The 13,015-nt window shown below is 61.9% G+C and carries 15 protein-coding genes; 14 read left to right on the top strand and 1 reads right to left on the bottom strand.

All coding sequences use genetic code 11. The annotated features are described in order from the left end of the window. The first annotated feature begins 55 nt into the window (after positions 1-55). From Q7V03_RS22630 to Q7V03_RS22565, 14 genes are all read left to right on the top strand, one after another. The gene (locus tag Q7V03_RS22630; protein ID WP_304927844.1) at positions 56-376 is read left to right on the top strand and encodes a hypothetical protein; all 321 of its coding nucleotides are present in this window, start codon (positions 56-58) and stop codon (positions 374-376) included. 64 nt (positions 377-440) lie between these two features. Beyond that, the gene (locus Q7V03_RS22625) at positions 441-1,052 is read left to right on the top strand and encodes a lytic transglycosylase domain-containing protein (RefSeq protein ID WP_370651190.1); all 612 of its coding nucleotides are present in this window, start codon (positions 441-443) and stop codon (positions 1,050-1,052) included. Between the two features lie 33 nt (positions 1,053-1,085). Continuing rightward, positions 1,086-1,373: a TrbC/VirB2 family protein gene (locus tag Q7V03_RS22620; RefSeq protein ID WP_304927843.1), complete on the top strand. Its 288-nt coding sequence runs from the start codon at positions 1,086-1,088 to the stop codon at positions 1,371-1,373. 66 nt (positions 1,374-1,439) lie between these two features. After that, complete coding sequence (locus Q7V03_RS22615; protein ID WP_304927842.1) at positions 1,440-1,715, top strand: type IV secretion system protein VirB3; 276 nt, start codon at positions 1,440-1,442, stop codon at positions 1,713-1,715. Further along, entirely contained in the window at positions 1,705-4,083 is a 2,379-nt protein-coding gene (locus Q7V03_RS22610; RefSeq protein WP_304927841.1) for a VirB4 family type IV secretion system protein, read from the top strand. Before Q7V03_RS22615 ends, Q7V03_RS22610 begins: the two co-directional genes overlap by 11 nt. Continuing rightward, positions 4,080-4,304 carry a hypothetical protein gene (locus tag Q7V03_RS22605; protein ID WP_304927840.1) on the top strand — a complete coding sequence of 75 codons (225 nt, stop codon included), beginning with the start codon at positions 4,080-4,082 and terminating at the stop codon, positions 4,302-4,304. Before Q7V03_RS22610 ends, Q7V03_RS22605 begins: the two co-directional genes overlap by 4 nt. A 49-nt stretch (positions 4,305-4,353) precedes the next feature. Beyond that, positions 4,354-5,421, top strand: a complete 1,068-nt coding sequence (locus Q7V03_RS22600; RefSeq protein ID WP_304927839.1) for a lytic transglycosylase domain-containing protein — start codon at positions 4,354-4,356, stop codon at positions 5,419-5,421. After that, on the top strand, positions 5,411-6,208 hold the full coding sequence (locus Q7V03_RS22595) for a type IV secretion system protein (protein WP_304927838.1): 798 nt from the start codon (positions 5,411-5,413) through the stop codon (positions 6,206-6,208). The genes Q7V03_RS22600 and Q7V03_RS22595 overlap by 11 nt, the downstream gene beginning before the upstream one ends. Next, positions 6,208-6,711: a hypothetical protein gene (locus Q7V03_RS22590; protein WP_304927837.1), complete on the top strand. Its 504-nt coding sequence runs from the start codon at positions 6,208-6,210 to the stop codon at positions 6,709-6,711. Before Q7V03_RS22595 ends, Q7V03_RS22590 begins: the two co-directional genes overlap by 1 nt. A 3-nt stretch (positions 6,712-6,714) precedes the next feature. Further along, positions 6,715-7,734, top strand: coding sequence for a type IV secretion system protein (locus tag Q7V03_RS22585; RefSeq protein ID WP_304927836.1), 1,020 nt, complete (start codon positions 6,715-6,717; stop codon positions 7,732-7,734). A gap of 33 nt (positions 7,735-7,767) precedes the next feature. Beyond that, a complete protein-coding gene (locus Q7V03_RS22580; RefSeq protein ID WP_304927835.1) occupies positions 7,768-8,427 on the top strand; it encodes a virB8 family protein in 660 nt (219 codons plus the stop codon). Continuing rightward, positions 8,424-9,173, top strand: a complete 750-nt coding sequence (locus tag Q7V03_RS22575; protein WP_304927834.1) for a TrbG/VirB9 family P-type conjugative transfer protein — start codon at positions 8,424-8,426, stop codon at positions 9,171-9,173. The genes Q7V03_RS22580 and Q7V03_RS22575 overlap by 4 nt, the downstream gene beginning before the upstream one ends. 1 nt (position 9,174) lies before the next feature. Beyond that, the gene (locus Q7V03_RS22570) at positions 9,175-10,506 is read left to right on the top strand and encodes a TrbI/VirB10 family protein (protein ID WP_304927833.1); all 1,332 of its coding nucleotides are present in this window, start codon (positions 9,175-9,177) and stop codon (positions 10,504-10,506) included. Beyond that, the gene (locus Q7V03_RS22565) at positions 10,506-11,489 is read left to right on the top strand and encodes an ATPase, T2SS/T4P/T4SS family (RefSeq protein WP_304927832.1); all 984 of its coding nucleotides are present in this window, start codon (positions 10,506-10,508) and stop codon (positions 11,487-11,489) included. The genes Q7V03_RS22570 and Q7V03_RS22565 overlap by 1 nt, the downstream gene beginning before the upstream one ends. 183 nt (positions 11,490-11,672) lie before the next feature. Here the strand turns inward: Q7V03_RS22565 and Q7V03_RS22560 are convergent, their stop codons facing one another. Then, a complete protein-coding gene (locus Q7V03_RS22560) occupies positions 11,673-12,719 on the bottom strand; it encodes a LacI family DNA-binding transcriptional regulator (protein WP_304927831.1) in 1,047 nt (348 codons plus the stop codon). Positions 12,720-13,015 lie beyond the last annotated feature (296 nt).

Genomic DNA, 13,015 nt, shown 5'->3' with positions numbered 1-13,015 from the left:
GCACGACATGCACTATGTTGGCGCCGAGCGAGGTTGCTGCGGAGCGTGCTGAACCATGAGGAACTTGACCCCGGTGATTCTACAGGCCGGATTGAAGGAGGCCCTGAGCGAAGGCGGCATCGTCGAAGCCCACAGCTGCGAAGACGCAAAGAAGGTCGGAAACACTTGGACTGGCCACTGGCGCATCTATCTGCGCCTTGGTGATCAGACCGCCCTTCTTGTGATTGCACGCGGCCTCGAGCCTCGGGAGTTCAAGACCATCGCTGGTCTGATCTCCTTCGGGGTCGAGTTGGGTCAAACCACGGTGGCCGTACCTTTGAAAAAGGGCGAAAAGGTGACCTGGACCCATGGAACGGAGGCAGATCCTCAGAGCTAGCCTGGCCCTTTGCGGTGGCCTGACCCTTTGCGGTCTTGCCGCGTCGCACAGCGCCGCCGAGGTCATCGATCTCGGGGCAGGGAAAAGCGATCTGCGGGTTCAATCCGGGGTTCTCGACTTCGGCAAAACCATCCCCGCGCGGTCGTCGCGCGGGGACCCTGAGACGGGGGGCGATCCGTCACAAAACTCTGATGCGAAGATCTTGCGCGCCTCCTATCGCGGTAATCGGTCTGGACCCAGCCCGATCGGAAGTGCTGCCATCGAGGAATTGGTGCTGGATGTCGGGAAAGACTATCTGCGCCATCCCGGGTTAAAACAGGCCGGGCTTTCCGGGACGAAATGGCTCGCGCTCTTCCGCGCCAATATCGCGGTGGAGTCGGGGTTCAATCCGGACGCCCGCTCCCCTGTGGGCGCGATCGGCCTTGGCCAGCTGATGCCCGACACGGCGGCGCATCTCGGCGTTGATCCCTATGATCCCGAAGAAAACCTGCGCGGGTCCGCAAGGTATCTCCTGGCCCAGCTCGAAGATTTTGGCGCGCCAGATCTAGCACTTGCCGCCTATAACGCCGGACCCGAGGCGGTCCGGGAATATGGCGGTATTCCCCCCTATGCCGAGACCTTGGCCCATGTGGCCAAGGTCCTGCGACTGACCACAACCACCCTTGCAATGGAGTAACAACCGATGGTTCGATTTCTAATGGGCGTATGCTTGCCGCTGCGTTCGCTGCGCACACTGCTACTGGCGTTGCCGCTTTTTGCCGTTCTCGCAGACCCCGCACTCGCGCAGAATCTCGATCCCCTCAAGAACATGTTGCAGATCGTGGTTGATGGCCTGACCGGCCCGATCGGGCGGCTGATCGCGATCCTTGCCGTGGTCGCGGCGGGCTACATGATGTTCACTGGCCGTCTGAACTGGCCGTTGTTTCTTGCGATCTTCTTCGGTGTCGTGCTGGTCTTCTCGGCCGCGACGATCATCGACGGCTTCGCAGCAACCTGAGGCAAGGGCGGCAAGGCTGGGGATTCTTGGATCCCCCAGCCCCCTGCCTGATCTGGAGGTTCCCACATGCATGATGCGCCTTTGTTCCTTGGCCTCACCCGACCACCGAAGATTTTCGGCCTGCCGATCGGGTATTTCGTGAGCCTGATGTTGGGCTCGGTGATCCCTTTCGTCGGGGCGAATGACTGGCGGTTTCTCATGATCGGGATCCTGGGCTATCCGGTGTTGTGGTTCGTGGCGGACCGCAATCCGCACCTGTTCGAAACGGCAGTGGTGGTGTTTTCCAGAACGCCGCGCACAAGGATGAGATCGGCATTCGGCGGGGACCGCCATGTCAGCTGATCTGAAATTCCTCTTCCCGGCCACACCCACTCTGACATCCGCAATGCGACTTGAAGACCTTCGGGCCGAGACGCTCGTGCGGCATCTGCCCTGGCTTTCGGCACCGACCGATGAGTTGATCCTGACCCGGCAGGGCGATCTGATCGCTTCAGCCGTGGTTGACGGGCAGGACAGTTTCACGAGCGACGAAGGCGAGTTGTCGCTTGCCACAGCCTCGCTGGCGCGGCTGATCGGGCAATTGGGTGCGGGCTTTGGCTATCATATCTCGAAACTGACCCTGCCCGACGCCCCGGCGCTGAAACCCTTCGACGCGGATGTTGGCGGGGATGGCTTTGCCGCCGCCATTGATGCGCGTTGGCAGGACCATTTGCGCGCGCGGCGCCTCAAACGCCGGGTGCTGGTCATCTCCTTGATCCTGCGCCCCATGGCGATGAAACGCATGCCGTTGATTGGCAGCCTGTTCAAAGCGGCCTTCACGGGTGACATGGGTGCACGGGCAGAACGTCTCAACGAGGCTATGGGTCTTCTGGCCGGTGCCTGTCAGGGCCTAGGATTCCGGCGCCTTACGATTTCTTCGGGCGAATGGTTGGGGCTTCTGGGCGGGCTGGTTGGTCAGCCGGTGGTGAAGATCCAGCCGATGAAAGGTCAGTTCCTTGCGGAATCTGTTTCAGGGCTGCAGGCGACCTTTGCGGGAAAGCGGGTGGAACTCGAGACTGGGGCTGGCGCGCGATTTGGTACGATCTTCGGGGTCAAATCCTATCCGGCGCGCACCTGGGCGCGGATGCTCGATGCGCTGGAGCTGCCGTACGACATCACCATCACCAACAGCTTCACGCCCGCGCGCAATAATGAGATCGAGGAGCGCATCAAGCGCACCGCGCGGCAGATGCGGGCCTCCGAGGATGCCGCAGAAACCCTGCGGCAGGAGCTATATGAGGCGGCGGACAATGTCGCTTCTGGTCGTCAGGTGTTCGGCAAGCATCATTTGACCGTCATGGTCACCGCCGAGACGCCAGAGAAGCTCGAGGAAGCTGCCTCCGAGGTCTGGCGGGCCGGGCAAGATTGCGGGGCGACGCTGGTGCGTGAGAGCTTTGCCGCCCGGGCGGCCTGGTTTGCCCAAGCGCCGGGTAACTGGGCCTACCGGCCTCGCACGGCGCTGATCTCGGCACAGAACTTCGCGCATCTCGCGGCCCTGCACCGGGTTGCCGAAGGTCGCCCGAGATCTCAATCACCTTGGGGCGAGACGATCACCGGCCTGCCAACGGTGACCTCGAGCCTTTACCGCTTCAATTTCCATGACAAGGGCGCGCGCAGCGCGGAACCAAGTGCCGGTCACACCCTCGTTCTGGGTCGCACCGGCTCGGGCAAAACACTCGGCACCGCATTTCTGATGGCACAGGCGCGGCGGGTGAATGCCCGTATCCTCGTCATCGACAAGGACCGTGGCCTTGAAATGGCCGTGCGCGCCCTGGGCGGCAGCTATTCCGCAATCCGCATCGGCGAGGCCACCGGCCTGAATCCGTTCCAGACCGAGGTCGATGAACGGGGTGCGGCTTGGCTGACCGATTGGCTCAGCGACATTCTGGCTGGCACACGCGGGTTTGAGACCGCACAGACGGTCAGCCTCAATGCTGCTGTGCGCCAAATCGTGGCGGCCGATCCGCGCCTTCGCACCTTCGACGGTCTTGGCACGCTTGTCGCCTCGACCGATGACGAGGGCGATCTGGTCTCCCGCGTCCGGGAATGGGGACAAGGCGGCCGCTATGGCTGGCTTTTCGGGCCGGGAGCTGCGTCCGAGATCAGCTTGGGCGAAGATGTGGTCGGCATCGACTTATCGGAAATCCTCGATCTTGGCACGGAACGCTCTGCACTGCTGGCCTATCTCTTCCGCCGTATCGAACGGGTGATCGAGGATCGCCGTCCGACCCTCGTCGTGATCGATGAGGCCTGGAAAATGCTCGACGATCCGATCTTTGAGAAGCGCCTGCACGACTGGCTCGTGACCATGCGGAAAAAGAATGCCGCCGTGATGATGCTGACGCAGACACCGACGCATCTGACGCGGGTCAAGGTCGGCCAGATCATCGCGGAAAGCGTGGTGACACAACTGCTCTATCCGAACCCGAGGGCCAACCCCGAGGATTACCGGATCCTGCGCCTGAACGAGAAGGAAGCCGAATTCCTCTGCACGCCAACAGGCGGGTTGCGCCTTGCACTGCTGCGCTCTGCTGGCGATTCGGTCTTCGTCAACATGGACCTCGCCGCGCTGGGGCCGCAACTCGCCGTGCTGGGCGGCGGGCGGACCGGCGAAGACCGCGCGCCTTACGGTTGGCGCACCATCCCTGACTTCTGGAAGGACATGCGATGAACCCGCACAGATTGAAACCATGGCTGTTGGCTCGCCCGCTTCTTCTCCTTCTCGGCCTGACCGCCCTTTCTGGCTGCGCAGGCGCGGAAACCGGTGCTGTCTCGCCCTGCCATGGCCAGTTTCGCGCCGAGGGCAAATATTTTGCGACGCGCACTCTGGCCGATGGCAGCCAGATCGTGGTCAGCACGATGACTGCCCCGCCCTCAGATTGTGCGGACTGATACGTTCATGCGTCCTTCAGCCCTCCTTGTCGGAATTGCCTGCGCAACGATGCTGCCGCTGATCAGCCTCGCCCAAGGCGTGCCGATCATCGACGGCACGCGGCTCTCGAACCTGATCTCACGCTTGGTCGAACAGGCGCAGGATGCCGTGATGCAGGAAGAGAAGCTCGGGCAACAGACGCGCTTGAGCGAGATCGAGGACGAACAGCTCGCCGCCTACGCGCGTTTCCTTGCGGATACCACCGGTACGACCAATCTGAGCGGTTTCGAGGACGGCAGCGCAGCGGTTGCGCCCGCAGACGAAGTCTATCCCGTCCTCGAGACCAGCGCCGAAAGCCAGCGGCTCTTCGGTGCGGGCGAGACAGTCGAAGCGATGATCATCGCCACGGCGCATCGCTATGAGACCCATCCCGGCGTGGTGAAGGTCGGCCTGACGCCCACGACCTGGCGCATCCTGTTCCAGTCTTTGGTCAAACAGGAAAGCGCTTTCAACAATGCCGCGATCAGCCCGATGGGCGCGCTCGGCTTCTGCCAGTTGATGCCGGGCACCGCCACTGATCTCGGTGTCGATCCCAGCGACCCGCTGCAGAATCTCGATGGCGGCGCGCGGTATCTCGCAACGCAATTGAACAGCTTCAGCCGGATCGATTTCGCGCTCGCGGCCTATAACGCAGGGCCCGGCAACGTCCAGAAATATGGCGGCGTCCCGCCCTTCGAGGAAACCCAGAACTACGTCCGCCGGATTTCGGGCTTCTACGATGCCTATCTCTCGGAGATCACTGGTGCCGATGCGACGGGCACGCTTGCGGGGGTTGAAGGGGCCAGTGCGGAATGGGGCAATATGTCCTCGGCCTTCATCGGCTATTCGGGCCAGCAATCCGGGCAGATTGAGGCTGCGATGGCGCGGATCAAGGGGTTTTTGGAAGAGGCCAAACCTCAGACTCCGAAAGAGGCGGTCGATCAGAACACTTACATGATTGCCGAGCGCGCGCGGCTGATGGCCCTGACGCTCAGGCTCAGGGCCGGGGCCGTGAAAGTCGAGGCGGCGCATGGCCTCTCGGACGCCGCACAGGCCCTGCAATATGCGACATTCTGGGAGTATTCCAATGGTCAGTAAAAGCGTGGCGACAGCCACTGTGTTCTGCATTTTTCTGTCTGGCTCAGCGGCCTTTTCGCAAGGCGTGCCGGTCATCGATGGCACCAATCTCGCCAAAAACATCGAACAGTTGCAGGCCGCGCTGCGCGATGCCGAAAACCAGATCGCGCAGATCGAAGAGCTGAAAAAGCAGGTCGAGAACGGCCTTGCGCAGATCACCAACCTCGAGGGCATCCTGGGGTCGATCTCTGGTCTCAACGAAATCGCCAGCCTTTACAACTCGGCGCAGGATCTGCGCGGGCGGGCGGCGAAGATCACCGATCTGTCGGGTTTCACCGATGCCATTGCCATCGGCGATTTTGACAGCCTGATGGATAGCCTGCTCGATGGTCAGGTCACCATCGGCGGCAAGATGGCCGCCGAATATATGGAAAACACGCTCGCCAGTGCGGGGCTCACGTCAGAGACGCTGGCGGGGCTTTCGTCTTCGGAAAACCCTCAAGGCAAGCGGATAGCCGAAACGGCGGCGGTGAGCGCGACGGCGATGGGCGTGGCACAACTGTCCTATGAAGAGGCGGCACAAAGCCTTGAGCGGATTGACGGCCTGGTGGGCGAGATTGCCCATCAGGACACGCTGAAGGAAAGTATTGATCTCAACACCCGCATGGCGGCTGAGACCAATTATATGCTGGGTCAGATGTGGCGGCTCAATGCGGCAACCGGCCTTGCCGCCGGGCAATCCGGTGTGAACTGGGCGGCGGAACAGGCCAAGGAAAAGAGCTTCTTTGACTATTCGGGGGCGAATTGATGTGGCGCGGCGCTCTTCTGGCGGGCACTGCCGCCGTCTCCCTTTCCTTCACGGGGCTGGCTGTGGCGGAGGATCTTTCGACCGTCAGCGATCTTGATCTTTTGGCAAAGACCCGGGAAGCGGTGGAGGCGCAGGATGCCGATCTTGCGCTGGAGCTGCTGAGCGAGATGCAGCGACGTGGGACGGGGATCTTTGCAAGGGCCGAAAGGGCAGTCTGCGAAGAAGCGATCGAATTGCCTGACGGGATCACCAACTGGCGGTTCAAAGGGGCAGCGCGGCAGGCCTACATCACTTCAGCCAAGAAGCGGCAGCTTGGCCTTGAGACCTGTGGGTGCCTCTTTGCGGATTATCCGTTCGAAGCCTTCACCGCAGAGATCTTGGGCAAACCCGCAGCCGATCTGACTGACGCCGATCGCGCGGCGCTGGAGACCTATCTCGCTGCAGAGCAACGCGACGTCGAGGGCCGCTACCGCGCCTTTGAGAAATCCTGTCGGGCCGAGTGATCCATGGCCATTATCGCCGATATCCTGACCCAAGTGGATGCCGCAGCGACAGCGGTTGGTGCCACCGCATTCGATGCGGTTGCGGCCGAGATCGTGCCGGTCTTCCGCATCGGGGCGGTATTGGTGGTGGCGCTGGTGGGCATCAATCTGATGGCGCAGGCAGTGCCGATGACGCTGAGGAACGGGCTGGGTCTGATGGTCCGCATTGCCGTCGCCTCGGCGTTTCTGTCCTCATGGACCAATTTCAACGCCGTCTATGGCGTGCTGACCAATGCCCCGAGCGAAATCGGTGCCGTGGTGATGAACGCCTTCGGGGGCGGTGCAGGCAACCTCTACGACGGGCTCGATTCCCTCTATCTGCAGGCCCTCGATGTCGGGCAGGCGATCAGCCAGAATGGCAGTTACATCACCGGAGCCCTGGCCGGCCTTCTGATGTTCCTCGTCGCGGCGCTGATGGCAACCGTTTCCATCATCGTGATTTCCGCCGCCAAGATCATGATCGGCGTGCTGGTCATCTTTGCGCCCGTCGCAATCGCCTGCACGCTCTTCAAGGTGACGGCCCCGCTCTTTGACCGCTGGGTGAACCTGGCCTTGGGCTTTGCTTTCTATCCGATGCTGACCTCGGGCATGGCGGCCTTCACCATCGCGATTGCCCGCGATCTCACCCCCGCCTCTCTCGCCAATGTCGAGACCATCGGCGATGTCCTGAGTTTCGTCGTGGTGATGATGCTCGGCACTGGGCTCATGGCCATGGTTCCGACCATCGCCCAATCGCTGGCGCAGACCGCAACCGGGCTTGGTGGGGTTGCAAACTCGACCTTCCGCACGGCGGGCAGCGTCAAAGGTTATAGCCGGTCCGGCATTGCCGCCGGGATCGGGGCTGGTCGTGGCGCTGCGGGGTTGGATGCCGGGGGGCGACGGCCTTCGGACGCGCGCCTTAACAGCAATACCGCAGGCCAGATCGGGCGATCGGCGGTGCAAACCGCGATGCGCCTCGCCAGCCGTAGCCCCGACAAGAGTTGAGCGCCAAGAATGCCGCGTAACGGAGGACCGCCAATGGAGGCGCATGGATTTGATGTCGATCTCATTCTCGAGCCGCGCCTCTCGGCCCGGCGCGCCTGGGTGGTCGCTGCGGGGGCAGGGGCGCTCAGCCTCGTTCTCGCCACCGCTCTCGTGCTGGTCCTGCCGCTGAGAGAAACGCAGGTCTTCACCGTGCTGGTGGACCGCCAGACCGGTGACGCCGAGAAGGTGCTGCAGGTGGCACCGACCGGTATCGAGGATCAGGAAGCGGTAAAGCAAAGTCTGCTCGTGGCCTATGTCTCAGATCGCGAGGGGTATTTCCTCGCCGGCATTCAGGCGCGGCTCGAAAGCGTGCAGCGCCGCTCGACGGCCGGGGCAGAAGAAAGCCTGCGGCTCCTTTGGTCCAAAGGCGGCGGCAATACGGCCTATCCGCCCGATGTTTATGGTCCGGGGGCGGAAGTTTCCGTGACGGTGCGCCGGATCACTTTCCTTGCCCCGAACGTGGCCCAGATCCGCTTCCTCAAAACCCTACGCAAGACCAAGCAAGAATCCGTAACACAGCCCTTCGTGGCGACGGTTGAATTTGCCTTCGTACCCAAGACCGAACGCTCCCTCGCCCATGTCTGGGAAAACCCGCTCGGCTTTACCGTCTCCTCCTACCGTGTCGATGCCGAAACCTTGGAGTCCAACCCATGACCCGCACCTCCATTTTCCTTCCCGGACTCCTGGCAAGCGGTCTTGCCTTTGCCCTGCCGTCCTTCGCCGAAGTGGCCCCCGCTTCGATGGGCGCTGACGCCCGCGTGCGCTCGGTGCTTTACAACCCGGTTGATGTCATCCGCCTCGACACCCGGTTGCGCGTGAACACCGCCATTGAACTTGGGGCAGGGGAACGGATCGACTCCGTGCTGTTGGGCGACAGCGAGGCTTTCGAGGTCGAAGTTCTGTCAAACCGCACCACCGTGTCGATCAAGCCGGTGATCGCAGGCGCCGAGACCAATATGACGATCTACACCGGACGGCGCACCATCACGCTGGCGATCAGCGAGGGGCGATCCCGCAATTCCACATTCCGATTGGTGCTGCGCTACCCCGAGACGGGCGGAGGTCGGGCGGCCAAGACCGCCGTCGCGGTCGGTTCGCGGGATATCGGTTATGCGTGGTCAGGGGACGAGAAGCTGAAACCCGTCCATATCTGGAACGACGGTCAGGCGACCTACTTCGCTTTCGCTCCGGGTCTCAGGCCATCGATCTTCGGCGTGGATGCCAAGGGGCGTGAGGTCACCCTGAACTCCGGCACCCGCGGCAGCATCGTGCGGGTGCCGGGTCTGCGCGACGCATATTCGATCCGGATCGGCACGCAAGTGCTCTGTATCGAACGTGCGGAGGGAGGAATCTCGACCGACCCCGCGCTTCTCGCCAAACTTCAGAGCTGGGAGTTCTGACATGACCGATCTTCCAAACCCCGAAACCCCGGCCAATCCCGAGAGTGAATACAAGGTCGAGCGCCCGAAGCCGAAAATGACAAGGGCGCAAAAGCTCGGCTTGGCTGCGCTGGTGGCGGGCGCGAGCATTGCCGCGATTTGGGCGATTTGGACGCTCTGGCCTGGCACTCGCACCATCCCCAATGTCGAGACCTCGGCTGTCGAAGAGTTCCAGGATCGGGAAGCTGGCTCACCCTTCGGGGCCATTGAATCTGCGCCCAAGGTGGACGGTGGCGACGGCTTTGCCAATATCGAAGGCGCACTTGCCGCCCAGCGTGAGAGCCTGGAGACGCGCAACGCGGCGCTTCAGGGGGAGGTCAAACGCCTGCAGACGGAACTGGGCGATCTCGCAACACGCGCGGATTCCGAAAAAGACGCCACGGCCAAGGAACTGGCCCTGGCGCTGGAAAAGGCCCAGGCCCGGAATCTCGCGCTGATCGAAGACATGCGCGGTCAGGTTGACCGCGAGATCGCCGCCTTGAAAGCCGACGCAGCGGGAGTGACCGCGGCGAATGCCAAACGAGAAGCCGAACTGGCCGCGAAGCGCGCCGAGAGAGAAGAGCAACTCGCCGCCCGCATTGCCTCGCCCTCGGTCGTCTATGATGGGGGTGACAAATCCGGGGCAGCGGCGGCGGGCATGGGGATGCTCGCCGAGGCAACCTCCAAATCACTCGATGCTGTCGGCCGGGATTTCGTGCAATCGGGCCGCGTGGCGACCGAGGTCGAGAATGCCCAAGTCATCGCCAATCCGTCGAATACCGTGCTGCAGGGCACGATGATCGAAGCGACACTTGAGAATGCGGTGGATTCCAGCCTACCCGGACAGATCACTGCCATTGTCACGCGGCCCGTTTGGTCCTTCGATCAGGCACAGATCCTGGTGCCCGCAGGCTCGCGACTCTTTGGCGAGTATTCTTCGGAAGTTGCCATCGGTCAGGGCCGCATCCTCGTGGCATGGACCCGGCTCGTGACGCCGGATGGTCAATCCGTGCAGATGGAAGCCTTCGGCGGTGATGCCCAAGGTCGCTCCGGCATCACCGGCAAGGTCAAAAGCCGCTTTGCGGCACGCTTCGGATCAGCGGCGCTGATTTCGCTTCTGGGCGCCGCTCCCGCCGTCGCTGCCGCAAAATACACCTCCAAAATTTCCTCCGACACCGCCGAGAATATCGGCCAGGATCTGAGTTCCGCCATGGGCTCAGCCGTCGAGACCTATACCAACCTGCCGCCGGTCATCACCGTGGACCCCGGGGCCGCCATCACCGTTATGGTGGACCGCGATCTGGAGTTCTGGTGATGGACGGCCAACCTTCGTTTCTTAGCACCTATCTCTCCCCCCTCGCGCCGATCCTGCAGCGCGAGGATTTGATCGAGATCGCCATCAATCCTGATGGCAAGGTTTGGATCGAGTGCAAGGGTGGCAGCCACATGGAGCTTGTCCCGCATCTGCTGATTGACCGGGCTCTGTCGGTGAACCTTGGCCAGGCCATCGCTTCATCCGTGGGCGTGCATTTCTCCGAGAAGAAGCCGACGGTCTCGGGGAAAATCACCTGGGGTGCCATGGCAATTCGGGCACAGGTTGTCGCACCGCCGATTGTCGAAGGCGGCATGGCGATCACGCTGCGACCATTCAAGGTTGCGGCGGACACGCCGATCAGACCCACGCTTCTGCACGGGTCCCTGATCGATCTCGATCATCGGAAGCGCGAGCTTGGGAAGGAAGTCCTGAAGCGGGCCGAGGCGGGCGACGTGGAGGCCGCGATGCGGCTTTGCGTACGCAAGCGGCTGAATGTGTTGATTTCTGGTGGAACCTCGACGGGCAAAACCACCTTTGCGCGGACACTTCTGGCGATGGTTGATCCGGCGGAGCGCGTGGTGACCATCGAGGATGCTTATGAACTCTTTCCGGCGCAGGCGAATGTCGTGGCTCTGAAGGCAGACAGGAATTCTCAAGGGGAGCGGACACCGGCGCGGCTGCTTGAAGCCTCGCTGCGGATGCGGCCGGACCGCATCATCTTAGGCGAGTTGCGTGGGGAGGAGAGCCGGACGTTTCTGGAAGCGATCAACACCGGGCATGGCGGGTCGTTCACGACGATCCATGCTGATACCGCGCGCAAGGCCATCGATCGGTTGGCGATCATGGTTATGGCTGCGGGGCTCGGGATGGGGTTCGAGGAGGTAAAGCGGTATTGTGAAGGGTCGGTGGATTTGGTCGTGCAGTTTGAGCGACGAGGTGGGGTGCGCGGGGTGGCGGAGGTCTGGCTGCCGTGCGCCAGTTAAGTTTGGAACGTGAGTAGCCCGGTTTTCACCTGCAGAATAGGAACACGATCCTTTGACTTCGATGTTTGAAGGCTACGGGCGGAAAGCTGTCGTTCGCGTCCAACTTGTTTGGCGGGCTGGATGCGCGAAACCAGTCGTTCGACAGAGATTCATTTTGTCGAACACAAGTGGAGTTTGTGCCTTTCAGGTTCCTAGGGATGAGCTTCGCAGGCGCGCTGGGTAGAATTCCGGTGCGATGACCGTCAGTTTGGCGGGTTCAGGTGTATCCAGCAACTCATAGGCGGTCTGGATCAGGGCGCGGTGGCGTTGGCGGACCATGTGAACCGGAAACCGCAGAAGGGCGGCTAAGGGGTCGTAGTCATAACAGCCGAAGACGCACCGATTGATCTCGTCCTCGGGCAGGCCCCCGAGGAAGTCGAGCACGCCTTCGAAGCAGGTGATCGAGTTGACCAGAAGGCCGGAGGGCAGACCGCCCAGCGTGGCATGTAAGGTCACCAGAGACTCGCGTGTTTTGCCAGGATCATAGGTTGAAGGGATGATCTGGTTTTCGTCCCATGGCTGGCTGGATTGGCGCATCGCCTCGCGGAATCCCTCGATCCGGTCGCCAGTTGCGAACTGGTCCGCGTCACCACCGAGGAAATAGACACCAGCGAGGCCGGTTCCCGGTGGCAGAGGCATTGAAGCAAGAATGAGGTTGCTCAAACCGCGCGCACCTTCGCGGTTGTCGGTGATGACGGACGGTGCGTGGCGCGAGGGGTGGTCGATGAAGACATGGCGCAATTGTGCATCATGGCAGATCTGGCTGATCGCGTCTGGGTCATGGGCAGCCACGATGAACAATTGATCAATAGCATAAGACAGAAGGTCGCGAACCGTGGCGCTTTCCTCGGCGGGGTCGCGGTGGGTGGCGACGATGACCGGGCAAAGGCCGCGGTTGCGGGCCTCGCGCGCGAAGCTTTCGCTGAGCGAGGAGAAGTATTTATTGTCGTGGTGCGGCAGGATCAGCGCCACCAGCCCCGACCGGGCATGCCGCAGCCCCCTAGCCTGAAGATTTGGGGTATAGCCTTGCCGGGCAGCAACCGCGCGGATTCGTTCGACAGTGTCCTCGCTGATACGTCGCTTCTTCCAGTTGTCGCCCAAGGCCGCACTGACGGTCGAGGGCGAAGCCCTAACCTCGCGGGCGATGTCGTAAATCGTGCTTTTTGACTGTGGCTTGTGAGAGGCATTCATGCCGGAGGGACTTTCATGACGGTTGCCCGAACCATACCGCGATGAAGGCAAGCTTCAACGCGAATTCCTGCGAAATTATGTGTTGACAGGCTATAGGGGTATTCGGCTATGTAAGCACCATCGATTGTGCAAGTCAAGAATCGATGGAATGAAGCATCCGGTTCACTGGGCTCCCTGAATTGGGGCCTAAGAAACCAAGTTGCTCCCAAGACGCACAATCGATTGTGCGATACGGAACGTGCTCTGGGAGGAGACGCCATGCGACTTTTGACGGACTGGCCCATGGCCAGAAACGG

The organism is Cypionkella sp. (assembly GCF_030652235.1).
Taxonomy (GTDB): domain Bacteria; phylum Pseudomonadota; class Alphaproteobacteria; order Rhodobacterales; family Rhodobacteraceae; genus Cypionkella.
The sequence above is the reverse complement of the archived record's forward strand: the minus strand, read 5'-3'. Positions and strand labels throughout refer to the sequence as shown.